Below are 20,214 nucleotides of genomic sequence, written 5' to 3' on the forward strand. Positions count from 1 at the left end.
TTTAATTTCTCTATTTTACGATTAGTTTCAGTAACGCTTCACCATCAACGTCACAAATCTTTACATCTGTATTTAATTCTTTGACTAAATCATCAATTGTTAAATCATCAAGCATAACATTATTCTCGTTAATCATGTTGCTTGGTAAAATTATATTTGTATATTTCTTATCCTTAAGTTGCTCTATAATATCTTTTCCTGTTATTAATCCGGAAACTGTTATTCGTTCACCAAAGAAATTATTTTTTATTTTAACAACATTAATTTTAACAAGTACTTTATTCATTATTTTTTCCGACAAATCCATCATAAGTTCATAAGATGCTGCACCTGTTACTAATGTAACTTCTTTTAATAATAATTTCGTATACTTTAATTCTTCTAACTCATCTTCAATTTGCTGCTTGAATAATCTGCACATTCCAATACCGTTTTCAAGTTGATTGAAATCTTCATAGCTTTCATAAGATGGAAAATCTATTCCGCTTAAAATATAAAATTCATCTGCTATGAATATAAATCGTGTATCAAATTTTTTATATAATTCTTCCTGCAAAGAAGTTACCTGCTTTACAACTCCGGCAGAACTTTCTTTGTCAAAAGGTTTTAGTGCTGTCAGTTTATCTCTGTATTTTGTCAAACCAACAGGAACAACTGCAACACTTCTAAGTCCGGGATGAAGCGATGATAAATCTCTTATAGTTTTCTCCAATTGGTCTTTATCATTCACATCTCTTACTAAAACTATTTGGCAGTCCACAGTAATTCCTGCATCAACTAGTTTTTTAAGATAAACAAGAATATCTAATTCTTTTGAATTGCCCATCATGTACTTTCTCAATTCTGAATCCGTTGTATGAACAGAAACTTTAATAGGGCTTATTTTGTATTTTATTATTCTTTCCATCTCATCATCAGTCAAGTTTGTAAGAGTTATAAAATTACCGTAAAGGAAAGACAATCTAGTATCGTCATCTTTTAAGTAAAGAGTTTTTCTCATTCCTCTGGGCATTTGATCTATAAAGCAAAAAATACATTTATTTGCACAAACTTTTATATTATCCATGAGCGGATTTTCAAACACTATTCCTATATCTTCATCATATTCTTTTTCTATTTCCAGTTCCCATATTTCGCCATCTTTTTTCTTCACTTCCAAGAGAATTTCATCATCAGATATTTGATATTTATAATCTATGTAATCTTGTATAATACAATTATTTACTGATATAAGCTCATCACCGGCTTCTAATTCAAGCTCTTCAGCTATGCTGTTTTTTAAAACATCTACTATTATATTTTTCATATTTCTTTCCTCATATGCTAAACTTCAAGCACATTATAACATAAGTGTTTCACCAACTGCAATGTTATTTTTATTTTTAATACAAAGAGAACGGTTCATAATGAACCGTTCTCTTTGTATATGTCATAGAATAATTATTAATCCTGTTGAGGAGCTTCTACTGGACATACGCTAGCGCATGCTCCGCAATCTATACAAATTGAAGCATCGATCACATATTTATCATCACCAGCACTAATAGCGCCTACTGGGCATTCTGCCTCGCATGCTCCACAGCTTATACATGCATCTGTAATTTTGTAAGCCATTGAATCTCACCTCCCCCAATATCATCACTAATATTCTAACATCATTTTCACTTTTTTAAAAGTACTTTTTTAATTAATTACTAAATTTTTTATTAAATTAAAGAATTTATTTAATTAATGCATATTTTCTAAAAGCATTGATAATTTTAAATAATTTGTTATATTTTTAACCAGTTGATTATATTTTTATATATTTTACTAATTAAATATTAATTTTTTTATTAAGAAATTTTCTTTGATTATCATTTGTTAAATATTCACTTACTAATTTGCGTTTATAAACAACTATTTTCTTAACTTAATTAGAATATTAGCGTTTTCCACTTAATATTGCATGATATTTAACATTATAATTGACACGCTAAAATTAAGTTGTTATAATATTATCAAACTTGATGGAGGGGCAAAAATTTGATAATATTAGAAAAGTTTGTTAATTCAGTAAATGGCATCCTATGGGATTATGTTCTCATAATAGCTCTTGTAGGAATAGGTTTGTATCTTTCTATTTGTTTAGGTTTTCCTCAAATTAGACGTTTCATACCAGCATTGAAAAGAGTTTTTGGAGGAATATTTAATAAAAAAGAAAGTAAAGAAGGCAGCATGTCATCTTTTCAAGCTTTAGCAACATCAATTGCAGCACAGATAGGTACGGGCAATGTTGCCGGAGTAGCAACAGCTATATCGTTAGGAGGGCCAGGGGCGGTTTTCTGGATGTGGATATCCGCATTTTTAGGAATGTCAACTATATTTGTTGAAGCAACATTGGCTCAAAAATATCGTGAAACCGATAAGGATGGGCAATTAGTCGGAGGACCTGCATATTATATTAAAAATGGATTAGGAGCAAAAGGATTAGCTTCGTTTTTTGCAATAGCTCTTATAATAGCATTAGGATTTATAGGAAATATGGTACAATCAAACTCAATTGCTGATGCAGTAAGCAGAGCATTTAATATTCCTCAATTAGCAATAGGATTTGTAATAGCTATCATAGCAGGACTAATTTTTGTTGGTGGTATGAAAAGAATCGCTTCATTTGCTGAAATGGTTGTTCCTGTAATGGCTGCCATTTATATTTTAGGAACAATAGGTGTAATGATACTATTCAGAGAAAGTATTATTCCTACTTTTAGGAATATATTTATGGCAGCTTTCAATCCTGAATCTGTCATGGGTGGTGCTGCAGGAATTGGTATTCAGCAAGCCATACGATTTGGAATCGCAAGAGGTTTGTTCTCTAATGAAGCAGGTATGGGTTCTACTCCAAATTCACATGCTGTCGCAGATGTTTTACATCCCGCTGAACAAGGACTTTCAGCTATGATTGCTGTATTTATTGATACAATATTGGTTTGCAGTGCAACAGCAATTGTAATCTTAACTACCGGTGCAAATAACTTAGATATAGTAGGAGTAGGAGTAACTCAAGAAGCTTTCAATATTGCATTTGGTCCAATTGGAGAAAAATTTCTTGCAGTTTGCCTGACATTCTTTGCTTTTACAACCGTAGTCGGATGGTACTATTTTGGAGAGAACAATGTTCGTTTTTTATTCAAAAACAAAAAAGCTATAAAGATATACCAGTTCATAGTTCTTATATTTATCGTTCTCGGCTCTTTTCAAAAAGTCGATTTTGTATGGAGCTTAGCCGATATGTTCAATGGTTTCATGGTTATACCAAACTTAATAGCAATATTCATATTATTTAAAGATTCTAAAGAAATACTACAGGATTATGATGAGCAACTAAAAATCGGCGAAAAACTAAATTATAAATATCCTTACCAATAAAAAGAAATACTCCTTATTATAAGGAGTATTTCTTTTTTATTTAATTAATCTTCTAACTCTTTCAATTCTTCCAAATCAATATCTTCTTGTTTCTGTTTTAAAACACTTTCTTCAATAACTTTTATCTCATCTCCGTTATACTCTTCAATTTCTAAAGTGCCATCAGCTTTTTTTACATTTAAACGAGCTGTCTTAAACAATGGATTTATATCTAATACAATTCCAGTTTTATTTGTACCTATAATAGAAACTTTGTCTCCAACATCAGGCAATTCTTTTATGTTATCTTCATACACCTGGTGTTCATAATTTAAACAACACATAAGTCTAGAACATATGCCCGAAATTTTTGCAGGATTAAGGGATAACTTTTGTTCCTTTGCCATTTTTATAGAAACAGGATAAAACTCTCCTAGAAATGATGAACAACATAAAGGCCTTCCGCACGGTCCAAGACCACCTATCATTTTTGCTTCATCACGTACTCCTATTTGTCTTAATTCAATTCTTGTTCTGAATATTGATGCAAGATCCTTAACAAGCTCTCTAAAGTCGATTCTGCCATCGGCTGTAAAATAAAAAATAACTTTATTGTTGTCAAATGTGTATTCTATGTCAACAAGCTTCATTTCCAATTCGTGTTCTTCGATTTTCTTCAAACATAAATCAAAAGCTTGTTGTTCTTTTTCCTTGTTTTCTTGGTTGCATTTTATATCTTCTTCTGTTGCAAGTCTCAAAACTTTTTTTAAAGGCTGAACAATATCTTCTTCCTTTACCATCTTTGGTCCTACAACTACTTGACCATACTCAATCCCTCTGATTGTTTCTACTATAACATTATCCCCATCTTTTATCCATTTTTTATCAGGATCGAAATAGTATATTTTCCCAGCCTTCTTGAATCTGACGCCAACTACTTTTATCATTTAAAGACCTCCTGAATCTTTAAAAGCATATTATCTATAGCTAATTTATAGTTAACATTACTCTTTATATTTTCACTTGTGTTTTGCAAATACTCTATTATATCCGAATCAGCTCTCATACTTTCGCTGTATTGTTTTGCAATATTTACAAAATCTTTGTTGATTACTAAATCTTCCATGTTGTTTTGAACAAAAATTATATCTCTTATCCACAACATTATTGTTTCAATTATTAAATCTATATTATCTTTATTTTCTTCAAAGTAATTTTCAACTTCATATATTATTTCTGAATCAGTATTGATTATTTTATCAAAAACTTTTATTATTTCTTCTCGTTTTTTTAATATGCTATCATTTCCATTAACAATATTAACTGCTTTATTTAATATTCCTTTAGAATAGTTTGCTGCTAAGTCCGCTATATCTTCTTCTGTATTGAAGTGTTCATTTAAATAAGTTTTAATTGTTTCTTTGCTTATATTTCTGAATTTTACTATTTGACATCTTGAAGTTATTGTTGGAATAAGCAAATTAATATTGGTTGTTAAAAGTATCATAACAGAATCTCCCGGAGGTTCCTCCAGAGTTTTTAGAAATGTGTTAGCTGCCTGAGTTGTCATTAAATGGGCATCTTTTATTATATATACTTTTCTATTTGATTCATATGATTTCTTATATATTGATTCTATAAGCTCATCGATACTTTCTCTTTTAATAGTGCTTTCCTCTTGATTAACTATGTGCAAATCAGGATGATTCATCGAATTCATCTTGATGCAGTTGCTGCACACATTGCATGGTTCTTCATGAAAGTCTGAGCAAAGTAAAGACTGGGCAAATATAAGAGCTAAATCATATTTACCCATGCCTTTAGGTCCTTCAAATATATAGCAGTGCGACACTTGACTGTTGTTGATTGATTTAATTAAGGATATTTTTATTTCTTCCTGTCCTGCTACTTGGCTGTAAAGCATGTTGACCCCCTTTAAATCTTCTCAAATCTTTCAATTGGAGTTACAAAGACTACAGCACCTCCAACTGTCACTTCAATTGTCTGAGGCAAATACCCTCCTACTGTACTGTATGAACTCGGAGGTATAGCTGCCGTAATTTTCTTTTTAACTTTACATATTTTTCTGATGATTTCTATTTCTTGATCTACATCGTCATCTTCAACCACTGATATTATGGTTGTATTACCAGAACTTAAAAAGCCTCCGGTTGATGACATCTTAGTTGAAGAATAACCATTTTCTCTCAAAGATGATATTAATTTCTTTGCATCATCATTTTGCACTATGGCAGTTATTAACTTCATATTCTCCTCCTTATAACAAGATTATATTGAATTTATAATATCCTTAATTTCATCAAAAATTTCTTCAATTGTTCTTTCAGCATTTATCGTCTTGATTTCAGGACAGAATTTAGCAAGTTTTTTATAACCTTCATAAACATCCCTGTGAAAAGAAATGTTTTCATTTTCAATTCTGTCTCCCCCATCAATATTCAGTTTTCTGTTTAAGGCTTTTTCTGGATTTATATCAAAAAGCAAAACCATGTCTGGTTTCAGACCAGCAATACCAAAATCATTTATCTTCTTGACTTCATCAATACCTAAACCTCTTCCTAAACCTTGATACACAAGGCTTGAATATACAAATCTTTCGCTAATTACAATTTTGCCCGATTCAAGCCATGGTATTATTTTTTCAGAAACAAGCTGTGCTCTAGCCGCAGCGTAGAGCAAAGCTTCTGTTCTATAATTCATTTTTGTATTATTTCTGTCCAGTATAAGTTCTCTTATTTTTTCACTTATATCAGTTCCGCCAGGTTCTCTTGTGAATTCAATTTCTCTTCCTTTTTCACTAAAATGCTGACCTATTTTGTGAGCCATGGTACTTTTTCCGGAACCATCAGGACCCTCTAATACTATAAATATACCTTTCATTTTACAACTCTCAACTTATTATTTTTGTCAACCCCATTAACATTAATGCTATTTTCAAGCATTACTTTTACATAATCAATAGTTTCTTGAACTATTATTTCGCCTGGACATACCAGTGGAATTCCCGGTGGATAAGGAATAATAAACTCGGCCGCTGTTTTTCCTATTGAATCATCCAAATCAACTAACATGTTTTCTGAATAAAAAGCCTTACGCATTTTTCTCTCATGTTGAAGTTGTGGAAATGCTTCAATTTGAACAATTTCTCTTTTTTCATTGCTTTGGCTTTGTTCTAAATAAATTTCTTTTACTGCATCAAATAATCTATTGATATCTTCAACTTCATCAGTTGCTGTGATATATCCTACTGTATACATTAAATCAGCAAATTCCATTTGTATTTTATATTTATATCTTAGAATTTCCTGAAGTTCTGTACCTGTTATCCCTAATTCACTCATGCTGATAACAGCTCTGGTAGCATCAAAATCATAGCACCCTTCACTTATTAGGAAATCATCTTCTAAAACATTAATACCCATATTTCTAAGTTCTAATGTCCTTCTTTTAAATACTTCAATATTTCTTTTTAATCTTTCTTCGCCATGTTCATTCATCCAATTAATAGCATTTTCTATTGATGCCATTAAAACATATGACGGTGATGTTGTTTGAAGCATTCTAAGCATTGTTTCAACATTATTAATATCAACTTTGTCAGACAATATATGCAATACTGAACCTTGAGTCATACAAGGCAATGTTTTGTGAGTACTCTGAGCAACAATATCAGCGCCTGAGCTCTCTGCAGAAGGAGGCAAATAATCTTTGCAAAAATGCAAGTGTGAACCATGCGCTTCATCAATCATAAGTATCTTTCCATATTTATGAGCTATTTCAGCAGCTTTCTTAATGTCAAAACAAATTCCGTAGAATGTAGGATATGTTAATACAACCATTTTGATTTCAGGATTGTCTATTAACATTTGCTCAAGTTTTTCCAAACTAATGCTGAAATTCAAACCATGTTTTTTATTAAATTCAGGATATAAGTAATATAACTTTAAATCCCCTAATATACAAGCATTATAAACAGACTTGTGACAATCTCGCTGCACAAGTATTTTATCTCCAGGGTTTGTACATGCCATTATGGCCGAAATAATTCCACAGGATGTCCCGTTGACGACCATATATGATTTTCTGGCGCCATAAGATTTTGAAATATAATTCATAGCGTCTTTTAAAAAGCCTGTTGGATAATGTAAATTATCCGTTCCTAAAGTCTCTGTTATGTCATAAAAATTTAGATTGTTTCCTATTTCATCTAAAATTCCTTTTTTACCTTTATGACCAGGCATGTGAAAATTCGTATCTACCTCGCTTCGATACTGTTTAATCCCCGAAATAATGTTCAATTTTTCCATTGTTTATCTCCCGTAAAATTACCTAATCTTAAATAAATGTATGCTTTGTACATAATATTATAAGCTTATGTCTTGTATATCGGGATTAGTGCTCATCTCCTTTTTTTATAATATAATTGCTGTTAAGCAATTTATTTAATTGTGTTATTGCTTCTTTTTTTTGAAATTCTTTTAGTAGTATGCACAGTTTCAACGGTTAAAACAAGCATAATTGAAAAGACCATCGTTGCAATTGAAAAAAGAACAATGTATTCTAACCACATGCAATCACCTTCTGTCATATAATAGATATATTATATAACAGCAACATATCGTTGTCCAATAAAACTTCAAAAACACAATAAAATATCTGTGAATTCCCAAATATTATCATTATTATACATTATATTAACAATTTAATCAATAATATAGCAATGAATCCGGGTATACCTAATATGCCGATTAATAAAGCTGTTATCTCATTGACCCCTATATATACACCCGTATACTGCCCAAAATAATTAAATATTATTAAAAACAATGCACCTAAAATAGAATTTAGTATTAATCTGCCTAGAAATTTAAGTGGCTTTAAAAAAATCCAGGAAATCATAAATATCAACATTATACCTGCTGAATAAGCCATTACTATACCTATATCTGCTCCACCCACAAGAAAACCTCCTAGCGCTTTTTATTAATACTATGAAGTTGTCCTTGTTTTTATGTCTAATGATAACAATACCATACATTACAATATTATTAACTTAATGTCAATAATAAATTTTTTAACCTAAATGCTAATTAGATAGTATCAATCCATGGACAGATTTGTTCACTGAAAACAATTTAGAAATCCCTTTATAGATACCCATCATGTTTTTACAGGAATAGATTATATTGAGTATTTTTCAGATTTAATTAAAGAAAGTGGTGCAGAAGTTAAAGTTATTTTTTTAAACAATCAAACAAGCATATTAAATTATACACATATAGTAATATTTTTACAACTTTTCAAAATAAGCACACTTCAATAAATATACCCCCGCTTTACGGAGGCATATTTTCTTATTTAAAGCTGTATTGACTTATTAAATCTTGCTTACATTTCCATAAATCTGACGAAAGATCAACATAATAGCTGTGTGGATTGGTAAATCTCTTAACTTCATTCCAAAGATTATCAACCTCCCTAGCACAATATGCTTTAATTTCATCTAAACTAGGGCTTTCATAAACACATTCCCCATTTATAAAAACAGGAACCTGAAGGTTTCTTACATAAAATCTGGTGACTTTTTTCTTTTTCCAAACATGTATTTCATCAAAAATTGTATATGGTTTTGTATCATCAATAATTTCATTGTTCATGGCTACAACATCTGCAATAGGGTTATCAGCTTTTTTGTCATAAAGGCGCCATACTTTTTTATAGCCAGGATTTGTTATTTTTTCTTCGTTTTCTGATATTTTTATTTTTGGAATAATTTCACCGTTCTTTTCAATAGCTGCAAGCTTGTATACACAGCCAAATACAGGTTCTGATTTAGCCGTAATAAGTCTCTCCCCAACACCAAAAGAATCTAATTTAGCCCCTTGATCTAACAAATCGGTAATAATAAATTCATCCAAACTATTTGATGCAACTATGGAGCAATCATGAAGTCCTGCTTCATTCAACATTTTTCTGCATTTTTTGCTTAGATATGCAATATCTCCACTATCAATTCTTACACCTTTAAGCCTCTTACCCATAGGTTCTAAAATTTCTTTTGAAATTCTTATTGCATTAGGTATTCCGCTTTTTATTACATTATATGTGTCAATAAGCAATGTACAGCTGTCAGGATAATTTTTTGCATATACTTTAAATGCTTCATATTCGCTTTCAAACATTTGTACCCAGGAATGAGCCATTGTCCCAAGCGCAGGAACTCCAAATAACTCATCAGCCAATGTTGTTGCAGTCCCAACAACTCCACCTATATAAGCTGCTCTTGCCCCATATATTGCGCCATCATATCCTTGACTTCTTCTTGCTCCAAATTCCATTATTGGTTTTCCCTTAGCTGCTCTTACAATTCTGTTAGCCTTTGTTGCAATTAAACTTTGATGATTTATAGTTAATAAAAGCATTGTTTCTATAAGCTGTGCATCAATTGATTTTGCTCTTACGGTTATTAATGGCTCATTTGGAAAAACCGGTGTTCCTTCAGGAATGGCATAAATGTCCCCTGTAAATTTAAAATGCTTAAGATATTTTAAAAATTCTTCATTAAATATTTTTTTGCCTTTAAGATATTCTATATCTTCATCCGTAAATTTCAACTCTTTTATGTATTGTATAACTTGCTCTAAACCTGCAACTATGGAAAAACCTGCTCCATCAGGATTTTTTCTAAAAAACATATCAAAATAAACTATATCATCTTTCATTCCATTTGAAAAATATCCATTTGCCATAGTAAGCTCATAAAAGTCCATAAGCATAGATAATTTTCTGTCACCAAAATTATTATAATACATTAATATTCTCCTATTAGTTTATTTTGTCTACTATCTCTATGCCGCTTATATGCATGTTATAAAGCGCAAATAAATTCATGAGATATCCGTCGTGAGAACCACCATCATACGTTTCAACACAGTTCTTAGGTACAATAATCCTCTTGCTTTTATTCGTTTCATTAAAATATGCTTTTAAGCTTAAAGCAAATTGAAGTACACAAATATCAGTTACACAACCGGTTATAATATAATTGTCAACCTCATCTTCATATTTAACTAGCCATTTATGAAATTCCTTGCTAAAAAAACCATTCGTACTGTTTTTTTCAATATAAAACATTTCTGGTCCATTTGAAGCTATTGTTTTTAACTCCGGAATTAATTCTGCTTCCATACTGCCCTTTATGCAATGCAATGGAAAACTGCTGAATTCTATTGATTGTTTACCATGACTGTCTAAAAAAAACACTTTTTTATAATCCGAAGTTCTATTATTTAATTCTGCAACATTCTTCGAAATAGCTGCAACTCTTGGAGATGACAACGGTCCTGAGTAAACGAATCCATTTACCATATCAACAATAAATAAAGCTGTTTTTTCTTTATCTAGCGATAACAGTCCAATTGTATTTCCTTTTAACTCATTTTCTATTGTTTCTAACACATCCATAATTACATTCCTTTATATTTATTTTGACACAAAATTATTATATCTATTATAATGTTAATTTCAATATTTGTCAAAATTAAAAAAAACTGTGCCTTTATAACACAGTTTTTAATATTTGAAAAATTTTATTTATCTGATTTTTCTATAATAGATAAATCTCCTTGAATTGCTTTTGTAGGACATTTTTCTACGCAAACCATGCAATGAGTACATTTGTCATAATCAATTCTTGCCAAATTATCTATTACATGTATTGCATCAAAAGCACAGTTCTTTTCACATATTTTACATCCGATGCAACCTACTGAGCATACATCTTTAACAGCTTTACCAAAATCTTTATTGTGGCATCCAACTATTACACTATTTTTATATGGAACAAGTTCAATTACACCTTTTGGACATTCTTCAATACACTTTCCGCAAGCTGTACATTTTTCTTTGTCTATTACAGCTACTCCGTCAACAATTTTAATTGCATCAAAAGCACATACTGCAACGCAATTTCCATAGCCCAGACATCCCCATTGACAAGATTTGTCTCCGCCTGCAATTGCTGCCGCAGCTTTACAATCATGAACTCCACTGAAATCATATTTTTTAGTTGCTAGACTATCGCAGCCTTGACACATAACATGTGCAACTTTCTTCTCTGATGTCTCTGCCTTAACACCCATAATCGCAGCAATTTTTTCATGAGCTTCTTTATTTGCAACAGGACATCCATTTGCAGGTGCCTTTCCACTTGCTATTGCATTAGCCATAGCATCACATCCTGCAAATCCGCATGCACCGCAATTTGCTCCCGGCAAAGCGTTTCTAATGTCTATTACCTTTTGATCAACTTCCACTTCAAATAGCTTAGCTGCAACTGCCAGTAAAACTCCGCATACAATGCCGATACCGCCAGTTACCGCCGCTGCACTAACTATAACCATTATTTATACCTCCCTATAATTGCAATCCAGCAAAACCCAGGAATGCAATAGACATAAGACCAGCCGCAACCAATGAAATAGGTGAACCCTTCAATGATTCTGGCAAATCAGCATTATCAACTTTATCTCTTACTCCTGCGAACAATACAATCGCAAGCAAGAAACCTACAGATGTTCCAACAGAGTTAACCATTGCCTTTATAAAGCTATATTCTTTTGTTATATTTATTATGGCAACACCAAGAACTGCACAGTTTGTAGTAATCAAAGGCAAATAGATTCCTAACGCCTGATACAATCCAGGTGCTGATTTTTTCAAGAACATTTCAACAAATTGTACCAATGCTGCAATAATTAAGATAAATACTATTGTCTGCAAATATTCTAACCCAAAAGTATTCAAAATAGCTATCTGAACAATGTAAGTTATTATAGAAGCTAATGTTATGACAAAAATTACTGCAACTCCCATACCTGCAGCCGTATCAATTTTTTTTGATACCCCAAGAAATGGACATGTTCCTAAAAATTGAGAAAATATAATATTATTAACTATAAACGCTGTGATAAATAAACTAATTAATTCCATTCTGCTTACCTCCTATGCTTTCTTTCTTCTAGATAGGTAATTCACAAGACCTATTAATAATCCAAGGATAATGAAAGCTCCTGGTGGTTGTATCGCTATCATCATCGGCTCATATGCTTCAGGTAAAATACTCAAACCTAAAATAGTTCCATTACCTAAAACTTCTCTCACTGAACTTAACAATACCATAGCCACAAGATATCCTGCTCCCATACCTAAACCGTCAACAATTGAATCCACTAACCCGTTTTTAAAAGCAAAAGCTTCCGCTCTGGCAAGTATGAGACAATTAACAACTATTAAAGGTATAAACACACCAAGTGCTTGATACAATGCAAAAGTATATGCATGCATTAATAAATCAATTATTGTTGTAAATGCAGCTATTATTATGACAAAAGCCGGTATACGAACTTCATCTGGTATATATTTTCTCAAAAGAGATATAACAATATTTGAACCTGTCAAAACTGCTATAACGGCAATTCCCATTCCTATTCCATTTAAAAGTGATGTTGTAACTGCAAGAGTTGCACATATTCCAACCTGTTGAACTAAAATAGGATTCTCTTTCGTGATACCATTTCTAAATATATCTATTTTTTTCATTTCTTCCTCCTATTTTAAATATTGATTATAAATGCTTATTGCATTATTAACAGCGCTTAAAAAAGAATTTGAAGATTTTGTAACTCCTGCTAATGCGTCAAATTCAACAATTTCTTCACTTGCATCTTTCCCTATGAACTGAGAAATAAATTCGGGTTCTGTAGTTCTTGAACCAAGTCCTGAAGTTTCAGAGTGCGACACAACATTTACTCCGGTAATTTTTCCATCAGGTGAAATACCTACAAACAATTCCATATCTCCGCCATAACCAGCAACTGTACTAAATGTTCTTACGACATGTCCAAGTTCATTGTTTGAAGCATCTACAGCCACCTGTAAATTTACAAATTTTTCATTTTCAGCTTTTATAGTATCAATTAATGCAGTATCTTCTATATCAATGAACATTACTGATCCTGGCATTACTGATTCTAAAACTTCCGGAGTAGTACTTGCCATTGCTTCATTCTTAGCGATTAAATCTTTAGTTGCATCATTTAAAAATGCCAATGAACCAGCTGATATTGCAGCAATTAAAAATAAAATACCACCTAGACGAACATAACTATTTTTCATTTTTAACACCTCCTGCTACCCCAAAAACTTTAGGTGTAACATATTTATCTATTAAAGGAGTCATAATATTCATAAGAAGTATTGAATAACTTACTCCTTCTGGATAACCACCAACTTTTCTGATTAGCATTGTTAGTATACCTGCCCCAACAGCATAAATTATTTTACCCTTATCAGTAATTGGGCTTGTTGCATAATCTGTAGCCATAAAAAACGCTCCAAGTATTAGTCCGCCACCAAACACATGGTATAAAAGCATGCTTCCTCCATCAACAACAAGAGCTAAAACTGCAACTGTACCAATATAAACTATAAGGATTATCCATTTAATTGTCCCTCTGTATATTAAATAAATACCACCTAAAATGAGAAGTATTGATGAAGTTTCACCAATAACTCCAGGTATATTTCCAAGAAACATGTCCATTATTGAAGGGAGAGTTCCTGTAGCTGAACCTTTAACTATTGCTAACGGTGTTGCTGAAGCAACTGCATCTGTTGCTGGATTAATAAATCCGCTAGTCATGTGTGATGACCATGATGCTACTAAAAATGCTCTTCCGGCTAAGGCTGGATTTAAAAAGTTAAAACCGAGTCCTCCAAATACCTGTTTTACAACTGCTATAGCAAATACAGAACCAACAACAGCTATCCACCATGGTGCAGTTGATGGTAAATTAAAAGCTAACAATATTCCTGTAACTACTGCACTTAAATCAGTGACCGAACTAGGTCTGTTCATTGCTCTTTCACATAAATATTCTGTTACAACTGCAGATATAACAGAAGCCACCACTAGTACTAGTGAATTAAATCCAAAATAAAATATACTTGCCGCTAATGCAGGTGTTAATGCAATAATAACATCTAACATTAACTTTTGAGTTGTTTCATCGGATCTAATATGAGGTGACGATGAACCAATCAATTTATTTTCCATCTGTTTTTTCCTCCTATTTTGCCTTTTTGCGTCTTGCTAAAATTTCTTTTTTTGCAATACTAATTGTTTCTTTCAACGGCCTCTTAGCAGGGCACACAAAAGAACAAGCACCGCATTCAATACAATCTGCTGCATGAAGATTATCAGTTTCATCAAAATTTTTCAATATTGAAAATCTGCTGATTTTATATGGCTGCAAATTAACAGGACATGCTTCGATGCATCTGCCGCATAAAATACAATTAGATGGCTCAGGGATTTCTGCATCTTTCTTGTTTAGTACTAATATACCTGATGTTCCTTTTACAACCGGAACTTCATCAGTAAATTGGGCAATTCCCATCATAGGACCGCCATTTAATATTTTTCCTGGTTCCTCTGAATAACCGCCACATTGTTCAATAACGTCTTTAAACAATGTACCAATTCTTACATAAACATTTTTAGGCTCTTTAACTGCACTTCCCGATACAGTAACAACCCTTTGAATTAAAGGCATTCCAGTTTTAAGTACGTTACCGATTGTAGCAACTGTACCAACATTTTCAACTACACAACCTACTTCCATAGGAAGTCCACCTGAAGGAACTATTCGTCCAGTAATTGCATTGATAATTCTTTTTTCATCACCTTGCGGATATTTAACTTCCATAGGTGCTACTTCAATACCTTCTTCATCAGCAACTAATTTTTGTAAAGTTTCAATTGCATCCGGCTTATTTTTTTCAATTGCAATATAACATTTGTCAACGCCCAGAGCTTTTTTTATTGCTTTAACTCCCAAAATTACAAGTTCTGGCTTTTCAAGCATGATTCTGTGATCTGCTGTCAAGAAAGGTTCGCATTCAGCTCCATTTACCAATAAAACATCCATAGTTTTATCTTTTGGAGGACTTAATTTAACATGTGTCGGGAATGCTGCTCCGCCCATACCTGCCATACCAGCTTCTTTAATAATTGCTAAAATTTGTTCTTTTGTCAGATCTTCAATATTTCCTTTTGGCTGAACAGAAGAATCAACTTCAAATTTTCCGTCAGATTCTATAATAATGCTATTGACTTTAGAACCTCCTGGTACTTGACGTTGTTCGATTTTCTTTACTGTTCCAGATACACTTGAATGTACCGGTGCAGAAACAAAGGCTTTTGATTCGCCTATTTTTTGTCCAACTTTCACTGTATCTCCTACAGCCACCAATGGATCACATGGTGCTCCTATGTGCTGTGATAATGGGATAACAACAATCTTAGGATCAACTGCATCTTCTATCGGCACATTTTGGGTTAGCGTTTTGTTTTGAGGAGGATGAATTCCACCTTTAAATGTGAACAATTTTGTGCTCATAACTATCACCTCTTGTTTTAATTGTTTTATATAAAAAATTATATAAAAGGATATTTAATTCTCAAACACATCGATTATAACAGATTACATTAAACTTTTAAACACATTTTTTCTTATTTTTATTAAATTTATTATTTATTTTGTGAAATTACAAGCAAAGGATATGTTTTCCATTGATAATATTGTCAAATCATAAATAATCTCGCAAAATTTATTAAGTATTTAAATCAATAATCTCGTTGTAAGTGTTTTAAAAAAAATCAATAAATTAAAGCTAAAAAGTCGCGAATGCGACTTTTTATAGATAAATATTGCTCTTTATCAAAGACTTTCCTCCGACTCGTACATCAATTGTATTATTTATATTATTAACCTTTACGAAAATAAGACTTCTTTCATTCATCGACTCGCCTTGTACAATTTCCATCTGATTTGAAACTATTCCATTTTCAAAGAGTAAACAACCAAGCGCTCCGTTAGATGTACCTGTTGCGCATTCTTCATCTATACCAACCGCAGGAGCAAAATTTCTTGTAAATAATTTATTTTCATCAATTGCATAAACATGATAACCTACTACATTCTTTTCTAAAGAAATTTCTTTAATCATATTTAAATTTGGATTGATGTTATTAAGTATTTTCCTTGATTTAACAGGAATCAAAATATCCTTCAAACCAGTAGATACTATGGTTGGCGACATTTCATAATTGTATAGTCCAATGTCATTTTTATTAATATTTAATGAATCTGCTAGTTTAATTTTATCTATACCTTCAAGTTTATCATAAATTTTAGGACTTCCTTGTTGCATAAGTACATATTCGACGTTATTTTCATTTGCATCATTAAATGTTATTTCAATTTCAAGTTTTCCGACTTTTGTATTCTGATAAACTTTTTTAGTTTCATTTAATCCTTTAATCCGTCCAATTACTCCCAAATAATAAAAAGCAGCAATCGTTGCATGACCGCACAAATTTACTTCACATAAGGGTGTGAAAAAGCTTACGTCAAAGTTATCATCATTAATTTGCGTAACAAAAGCTGTTTCAGACAATCCAATTTTTTCTGCAATCTTTTGCTTTTCATTAGTTGGTAAATATCTGTTAAGTATAATTACACCAGCTCCATTTCCTCCTTTGTTTTCATATGTAAAGGATTTTAAAACTGCACCTTGCATACCTCACCTCGTATTTATTTTATCAGCATAATTATAATATAATAAAGTTTTTATTACAAGAACAATTAACTATATGATTTCCATTATTTTACTCCTAAATAACTCTTTACAAAATGCGAATCATCCACTATAATTATAAAGCAGCTTGCGGTTGTGGCGGAACGGCAGACGCACTAGCTTGAGGGGCTAGCGAATGTATATTCGTGGGGGTTCAAATCCCTCCGAGCGCACCAAATATACGACAAAAAACAGAGAGAACTTATTGTTCTCTCTGTTTTTTGTCACTCTTATTGAATAAACTGTGCTGTTCCACATAAATGAAAATGCAATTTATTATTACTTAAACATATACTGTATGGGGGGATTAAAATGATAAATAAAATATTTATATTATTAATAAATCATATTCTTGTTTTTATATTTATTTTTTGTATTATCATTGCAATTTTCTCATTTTTAAAATAATAAAACAAAAAAGGGCAAGCCGTGAAAATATCCACGGCTTGAGGCAAAAAATTTAAGAGGCATTTATAAATTCTCATTTACAAATGTACTTCTATTATAACCTATAATTTATTTTTTTCAATTACTTTTTTGTTTTTTTAAAAATTTAATTTGTATAATCTTCCTTTAGAATAGACATTAGATGTAAATCAAAATATTTATTGTCTTTCATAATTCTCCTTACAGTCAATTGTATCTTTAAATTTTCAATTTGCTGTAGTTGTTTGTAATGCTCTTTTCCAACAAATTTTTATTTTCTTCAATTATACCTTTTAATGCCATTATTATCAATAGAAAGTATAAGTAATTTCTATATATGTAAATTATTATCAAAAAACATACAACAAAAAATGTATTTGTCATAATAATATATCTGCAAACAGATTTCAAATTCAAAAAAATTTCCAGTACAGTTTTACAAATATTTCCTCCATCTAATGGTACAATTGGAATCATATTAATACACGCCAAAAAAATATTGATATCCGCAAAATCACTGTATTCTGTATTTCGAAATCCCAGATAAAGGAATGCATTACATACTGGTCCTGAAACAAATAAAATAATTTTTTTTATAAAATATGTATTGTCCAAATCAGCATTTAAATTAAAACCAAATAATGTAATTTTCACTTTATCAAATTTAATATTTAAAAGTAATGCAGAAAATAAGTGAGCTGCCTCATGAGCTGATAAAGCAATTAGTATAAGCATTTCCCCTCAGGGTTATTCATTCATTTCAAACAATTTGGAAGGATTAACCGATTCTCCATCTTCCCAAACCTCAATATGTAAAAGTTTATTTTCTTCACTTAAAGCTGCAATAACATCCCCTGCATCTATACTATCTCCTTCACTTACTAAACTCTCTTTTATTTTCCCATAAATAATTGTTTTATCGCCACTTTCAATAACAACATAATCTGACAATTTTTCATTATTTCCAACCTGAACAACTTTTCCATTTGATATGGATTTCACTGACTGCGTATTAGATATTATATCTAAGCCATGGTTGTAAAAAGAACTATTTTTAGTTTTATTCAAACCATACTCCTGATATATGCTCCCATTTACAGGAGCTTCAAACTCAGCAGTTTTTTTCGATAAAAATGGTATTTTATCTTCTACTTCTGACGCAAATTCAAAAATTGAGTTTTTTATTTCTGAAAGTTTTAAGCTCTCACTGATTTTTTCATCAGCCGCATTAATAAACTGCATTGACGCACCTGAGTTAATATTTTTTGTAATTATTACGGCTGAAACTAAGACTATGCTAAAAATTACCTGCAAAGCTAATTTTTTATTAAAATATTCCTTCCTTCTTATGTTAATCCTTTTTTTTGTTGTTTTATTCATTTCACCACCCCTTCTATACATTTTATTAAAATATTACAAGCTTTATTACAAAATAAAAAACTTTTGCTAAAAAAGCAAAAGTTTTTTATTTTATTATAACTTTATTGTTATATTTTATTTATAATCTTTTTTACGACCATATTAAAAGAATTATCTTGATTGCTGAATAAAACATCGCAGTTAGCATTTAAATATATTGCATTATCTTCAATTATATTCATATTTTGAATTTCCGTCAATTTTTGTATATCCTTCAGCTTCATCATTGTACCACTAGATGCATTTTTTTTATTAAATTTGTTAATAACAGCAATTATATTATTCAATCCAAATTTATTAGCAATATCTTTTTCGTTGTTCAATTCCTTAATGCATGAAAAATCATTATTATTCATTATTATAGCACTCTGGACACTTTTGAAATCAATATAACTTAAGGATATTTTATCAATATCAGCGACAATCACATCATATTTGCTCTTTGCTTCATCAAGCATTTTTAAAAACAATTCACTTTTTATTACTCCTAATTTGCCAGCAATTCTTGGGTTGGGAAGTATGCTTAATTTATCATTAATTTCTATAACTGCTTGTTCTAATGAGCAAGTCATATCTAAAACATCCTTAATATCATAAATTATATCTTCATTGACACCAAGATATTCGGAAATTTTCTTTTTGCCGGTAGATAAATCCATCAGCAGCACATTTTTACCGATTTTTGACATTTCAATGCTCATCTTAGTGGCTAAAACGGTCTTTCCTATATCACGTTTTTGTGAACTTACTAATACAACACTACCCATATTCCCTCCATTTGTTTATGTTTAATAAGAAATTAATTATCCTGGGATATTCCGTTTATTTTCAAATATTCACCAATAACTTCTCTCACTATAGGCGTTGGATAACGTCCGGAACCACCTTCAAACAATACACACGCAACTGCAATCTGAGGGTCATCATATGGCGCAAATGCCACATACCACGCAAAATCATCATATTGTTCACCTGTATCCGGATTTATACCTTCCTTTTGTGCTGTTCCTGTTTTACTTCCTACTTCCACAGGAAAATTAACATAGGGCTTTGCACTGTCATCTGATGAAACAAGTCTCATTCCTTCCTTAACTACATCTAAATAACTATAATCAGAAAGTTCAATACGCTCAGATTCTCTTAATGGTACATAATCTGTTTCTTTTCCATCATAAGTTGTTATATTCTTTACTATGCTTACATTGTTTCTGTAACCGCCGTTAGCAATAGTTGCTATATAATTTGCCATTTGCAAAGTTG

General features: G+C 31.3%; 23 protein-coding genes and 1 tRNA gene. 2 read left to right on the top strand and 22 right to left on the bottom strand.

The window, feature by feature from the left end:
* Nucleotides 1-10: 10 nt before the first annotated feature.
* Nucleotides 11-1,306, bottom strand: coding sequence for a DUF512 domain-containing protein (locus SA378_RS10675; RefSeq protein ID WP_318525972.1), 1,296 nt, complete (start codon nucleotides 1,304-1,306; stop codon nucleotides 11-13).
* A 137-nt stretch (nucleotides 1,307-1,443) separates the two neighbouring features.
* Nucleotides 1,444-1,614, bottom strand: coding sequence for a DUF362 domain-containing protein (locus SA378_RS10680; RefSeq protein WP_318525973.1), 171 nt, complete (start codon nucleotides 1,612-1,614; stop codon nucleotides 1,444-1,446).
* A gap of 411 nt (nucleotides 1,615-2,025) precedes the next feature.
* Between SA378_RS10680 and SA378_RS10685 the strand changes: the two genes are divergently transcribed.
* Nucleotides 2,026-3,408 (top strand): sodium:alanine symporter family protein, encoded by a 1,383-nt coding sequence (locus SA378_RS10685; protein WP_318525974.1) that lies wholly within the window; start codon nucleotides 2,026-2,028, stop codon nucleotides 3,406-3,408.
* Between the two features lie 44 nt (nucleotides 3,409-3,452).
* Here SA378_RS10685 and SA378_RS10690 read toward each other — a convergent pair whose 3' ends face one another.
* The 16 genes from SA378_RS10690 to SA378_RS10765 all read right to left on the bottom strand — a co-directional run bounded on the left by SA378_RS10690 (nucleotide 3,453) and on the right by SA378_RS10765 (nucleotide 17,052).
* Nucleotides 3,453-4,334, bottom strand: coding sequence for a stage 0 sporulation family protein (locus tag SA378_RS10690; RefSeq protein ID WP_318525975.1), 882 nt, complete (start codon nucleotides 4,332-4,334; stop codon nucleotides 3,453-3,455).
* Nucleotides 4,331-5,311, bottom strand: coding sequence for a DNA polymerase III subunit delta' (gene holB / locus SA378_RS10695; protein WP_318525976.1), 981 nt, complete (start codon nucleotides 5,309-5,311; stop codon nucleotides 4,331-4,333). Before holB ends, SA378_RS10690 begins: the two co-directional genes overlap by 4 nt.
* Nucleotides 5,312-5,322: 11 nt before the next feature.
* A complete protein-coding gene (locus SA378_RS10700) occupies nucleotides 5,323-5,655 on the bottom strand; it encodes a cyclic-di-AMP receptor (RefSeq protein ID WP_318525977.1) in 333 nt (110 codons plus the stop codon).
* 21 nt (nucleotides 5,656-5,676) lie between these two features.
* Nucleotides 5,677-6,288 carry a dTMP kinase gene (gene tmk / locus SA378_RS10705; RefSeq protein ID WP_318525978.1) on the bottom strand — a complete coding sequence of 204 codons (612 nt, stop codon included), beginning with the start codon at nucleotides 6,286-6,288 and terminating at the stop codon, nucleotides 5,677-5,679.
* Nucleotides 6,285-7,715 (bottom strand): aminotransferase class I/II-fold pyridoxal phosphate-dependent enzyme, encoded by a 1,431-nt coding sequence (locus tag SA378_RS10710; RefSeq protein ID WP_318525979.1) that lies wholly within the window; start codon nucleotides 7,713-7,715, stop codon nucleotides 6,285-6,287. The genes tmk and SA378_RS10710 overlap by 4 nt, the downstream gene beginning before the upstream one ends.
* Nucleotides 7,716-7,846: 131 nt before the next feature.
* On the bottom strand, nucleotides 7,847-7,978 hold the full coding sequence (locus SA378_RS10715) for a hypothetical protein (protein ID WP_318525980.1): 132 nt from the start codon (nucleotides 7,976-7,978) through the stop codon (nucleotides 7,847-7,849).
* A gap of 119 nt (nucleotides 7,979-8,097) precedes the next feature.
* Entirely contained in the window at nucleotides 8,098-8,367 is a 270-nt protein-coding gene (locus tag SA378_RS10720; RefSeq protein ID WP_318525981.1) for a pro-sigmaK processing inhibitor BofA family protein, read from the bottom strand.
* Nucleotides 8,368-8,762: 395 nt separating this feature from the next.
* A complete protein-coding gene (locus tag SA378_RS10725) occupies nucleotides 8,763-10,220 on the bottom strand; it encodes a nicotinate phosphoribosyltransferase (RefSeq protein ID WP_318525982.1) in 1,458 nt (485 codons plus the stop codon).
* Nucleotides 10,221-10,233: 13 nt separating this feature from the next.
* The gene (locus SA378_RS10730; protein WP_318525983.1) at nucleotides 10,234-10,872 is read right to left on the bottom strand and encodes an isochorismatase family cysteine hydrolase; all 639 of its coding nucleotides are present in this window, start codon (nucleotides 10,870-10,872) and stop codon (nucleotides 10,234-10,236) included.
* Nucleotides 10,873-10,997: 125 nt separating this feature from the next.
* Nucleotides 10,998-11,810, bottom strand: coding sequence for an RnfABCDGE type electron transport complex subunit B (locus SA378_RS10735; protein WP_318525984.1), 813 nt, complete (start codon nucleotides 11,808-11,810; stop codon nucleotides 10,998-11,000).
* A gap of 13 nt (nucleotides 11,811-11,823) precedes the next feature.
* Nucleotides 11,824-12,399, bottom strand: coding sequence for an electron transport complex protein RnfA (locus SA378_RS10740; protein ID WP_318525985.1), 576 nt, complete (start codon nucleotides 12,397-12,399; stop codon nucleotides 11,824-11,826).
* 12 nt (nucleotides 12,400-12,411) lie between these two features.
* Nucleotides 12,412-13,008, bottom strand: a complete 597-nt coding sequence (locus SA378_RS10745) for an electron transport complex subunit E (RefSeq protein ID WP_318525986.1) — start codon at nucleotides 13,006-13,008, stop codon at nucleotides 12,412-12,414.
* 9 nt (nucleotides 13,009-13,017) lie between these two features.
* Nucleotides 13,018-13,584, bottom strand: a complete 567-nt coding sequence (locus SA378_RS10750; RefSeq protein ID WP_318525987.1) for an FMN-binding protein — start codon at nucleotides 13,582-13,584, stop codon at nucleotides 13,018-13,020.
* Complete coding sequence (locus SA378_RS10755; RefSeq protein WP_318525988.1) at nucleotides 13,574-14,524, bottom strand: RnfABCDGE type electron transport complex subunit D; 951 nt, start codon at nucleotides 14,522-14,524, stop codon at nucleotides 13,574-13,576. Before SA378_RS10755 ends, SA378_RS10750 begins: the two co-directional genes overlap by 11 nt.
* A gap of 13 nt (nucleotides 14,525-14,537) precedes the next feature.
* Entirely contained in the window at nucleotides 14,538-15,869 is a 1,332-nt protein-coding gene (gene rsxC / locus SA378_RS10760; protein WP_318525989.1) for an electron transport complex subunit RsxC, read from the bottom strand.
* A gap of 298 nt (nucleotides 15,870-16,167) precedes the next feature.
* On the bottom strand, nucleotides 16,168-17,052 hold the full coding sequence (locus SA378_RS10765; protein WP_318525990.1) for a PhzF family phenazine biosynthesis protein: 885 nt from the start codon (nucleotides 17,050-17,052) through the stop codon (nucleotides 16,168-16,170).
* Between the two features lie 147 nt (nucleotides 17,053-17,199).
* On the opposite strand from SA378_RS10765, the gene SA378_RS10770 reads away from it, so the two are divergent.
* Nucleotides 17,200-17,285 (top strand) — tRNA-Leu (locus SA378_RS10770).
* Nucleotides 17,286-17,754: 469 nt separating this feature from the next.
* On the opposite strand, the gene SA378_RS10775 is transcribed toward SA378_RS10770, so the two are convergent.
* From SA378_RS10775 to SA378_RS10790, 4 genes are all read right to left on the bottom strand, one after another.
* On the bottom strand, nucleotides 17,755-18,270 hold the full coding sequence (locus SA378_RS10775) for a site-2 protease family protein (protein ID WP_318525991.1): 516 nt from the start codon (nucleotides 18,268-18,270) through the stop codon (nucleotides 17,755-17,757).
* 12 nt (nucleotides 18,271-18,282) lie between these two features.
* Nucleotides 18,283-18,915, bottom strand: a complete 633-nt coding sequence (locus SA378_RS10780; RefSeq protein ID WP_318525992.1) for a M23 family metallopeptidase — start codon at nucleotides 18,913-18,915, stop codon at nucleotides 18,283-18,285.
* 107 nt (nucleotides 18,916-19,022) lie between these two features.
* Nucleotides 19,023-19,721: a hypothetical protein gene (locus tag SA378_RS10785; protein WP_318525993.1), complete on the bottom strand. Its 699-nt coding sequence runs from the start codon at nucleotides 19,719-19,721 to the stop codon at nucleotides 19,023-19,025.
* Nucleotides 19,722-19,753: 32 nt separating this feature from the next.
* Nucleotides 19,754-20,214, bottom strand: a 461-nt coding sequence (locus SA378_RS10790; RefSeq protein ID WP_318525994.1) for a penicillin-binding transpeptidase domain-containing protein, incomplete at its 5' end; no start/stop codon positions are given.

The organism is Sedimentibacter sp. (assembly GCF_033447055.1).
In the GTDB taxonomy this organism is placed as follows: Bacteria; Bacillota; Clostridia; order Tissierellales; family Sedimentibacteraceae; genus Sedimentibacter.

Coding starts and splice junctions, on each gene's coding strand:
- SA378_RS10730 (WP_318525983.1), bottom strand. CDS start 10,872: ATGGATGTGTTAGAAACAATAGAAAATGAGTTAAAAGGAAATACAATT.
- SA378_RS10680 (WP_318525973.1), bottom strand. CDS start 1,614: ATGGCTTACAAAATTACAGATGCATGTATAAGCTGTGGAGCATGCGAG.
- SA378_RS10740 (WP_318525985.1), bottom strand. CDS start 12,399: ATGGAATTAATTAGTTTATTTATCACAGCGTTTATAGTTAATAATATT.
- SA378_RS10755 (WP_318525988.1), bottom strand. CDS start 14,524: ATGGAAAATAAATTGATTGGTTCATCGTCACCTCATATTAGATCCGAT.
- holB (WP_318525976.1), bottom strand. CDS start 5,311: ATGCTTTACAGCCAAGTAGCAGGACAGGAAGAAATAAAAATATCCTTA.
- SA378_RS10700 (WP_318525977.1), bottom strand. CDS start 5,655: ATGAAGTTAATAACTGCCATAGTGCAAAATGATGATGCAAAGAAATTA.
- tmk (WP_318525978.1), bottom strand. CDS start 6,288: ATGAAAGGTATATTTATAGTATTAGAGGGTCCTGATGGTTCCGGAAAA.
- SA378_RS10715 (WP_318525980.1), bottom strand. CDS start 7,978: ATGTGGTTAGAATACATTGTTCTTTTTTCAATTGCAACGATGGTCTTT.
- SA378_RS10775 (WP_318525991.1), bottom strand. CDS start 18,270: ATGCTTATACTAATTGCTTTATCAGCTCATGAGGCAGCTCACTTATTT.
- SA378_RS10780 (WP_318525992.1), bottom strand. CDS start 18,915: ATGAATAAAACAACAAAAAAAAGGATTAACATAAGAAGGAAGGAATAT.
- SA378_RS10785 (WP_318525993.1), bottom strand. CDS start 19,721: ATGGGTAGTGTTGTATTAGTAAGTTCACAAAAACGTGATATAGGAAAG.
- SA378_RS10725 (WP_318525982.1), bottom strand. CDS start 10,220: ATGTATTATAATAATTTTGGTGACAGAAAATTATCTATGCTTATGGAC.
- SA378_RS10750 (WP_318525987.1), bottom strand. CDS start 13,584: ATGAAAAATAGTTATGTTCGTCTAGGTGGTATTTTATTTTTAATTGCT.
- SA378_RS10765 (WP_318525990.1), bottom strand. CDS start 17,052: ATGCAAGGTGCAGTTTTAAAATCCTTTACATATGAAAACAAAGGAGGA.
- SA378_RS10710 (WP_318525979.1), bottom strand. CDS start 7,715: ATGGAAAAATTGAACATTATTTCGGGGATTAAACAGTATCGAAGCGAG.
- SA378_RS10745 (WP_318525986.1), bottom strand. CDS start 13,008: ATGAAAAAAATAGATATATTTAGAAATGGTATCACGAAAGAGAATCCT.
- SA378_RS10675 (WP_318525972.1), bottom strand. CDS start 1,306: ATGAAAAATATAATAGTAGATGTTTTAAAAAACAGCATAGCTGAAGAG.
- SA378_RS10735 (WP_318525984.1), bottom strand. CDS start 11,810: ATGGTTATAGTTAGTGCAGCGGCGGTAACTGGCGGTATCGGCATTGTA.
- SA378_RS10690 (WP_318525975.1), bottom strand. CDS start 4,334: ATGATAAAAGTAGTTGGCGTCAGATTCAAGAAGGCTGGGAAAATATAC.
- rsxC (WP_318525989.1), bottom strand. CDS start 15,869: ATGAGCACAAAATTGTTCACATTTAAAGGTGGAATTCATCCTCCTCAA.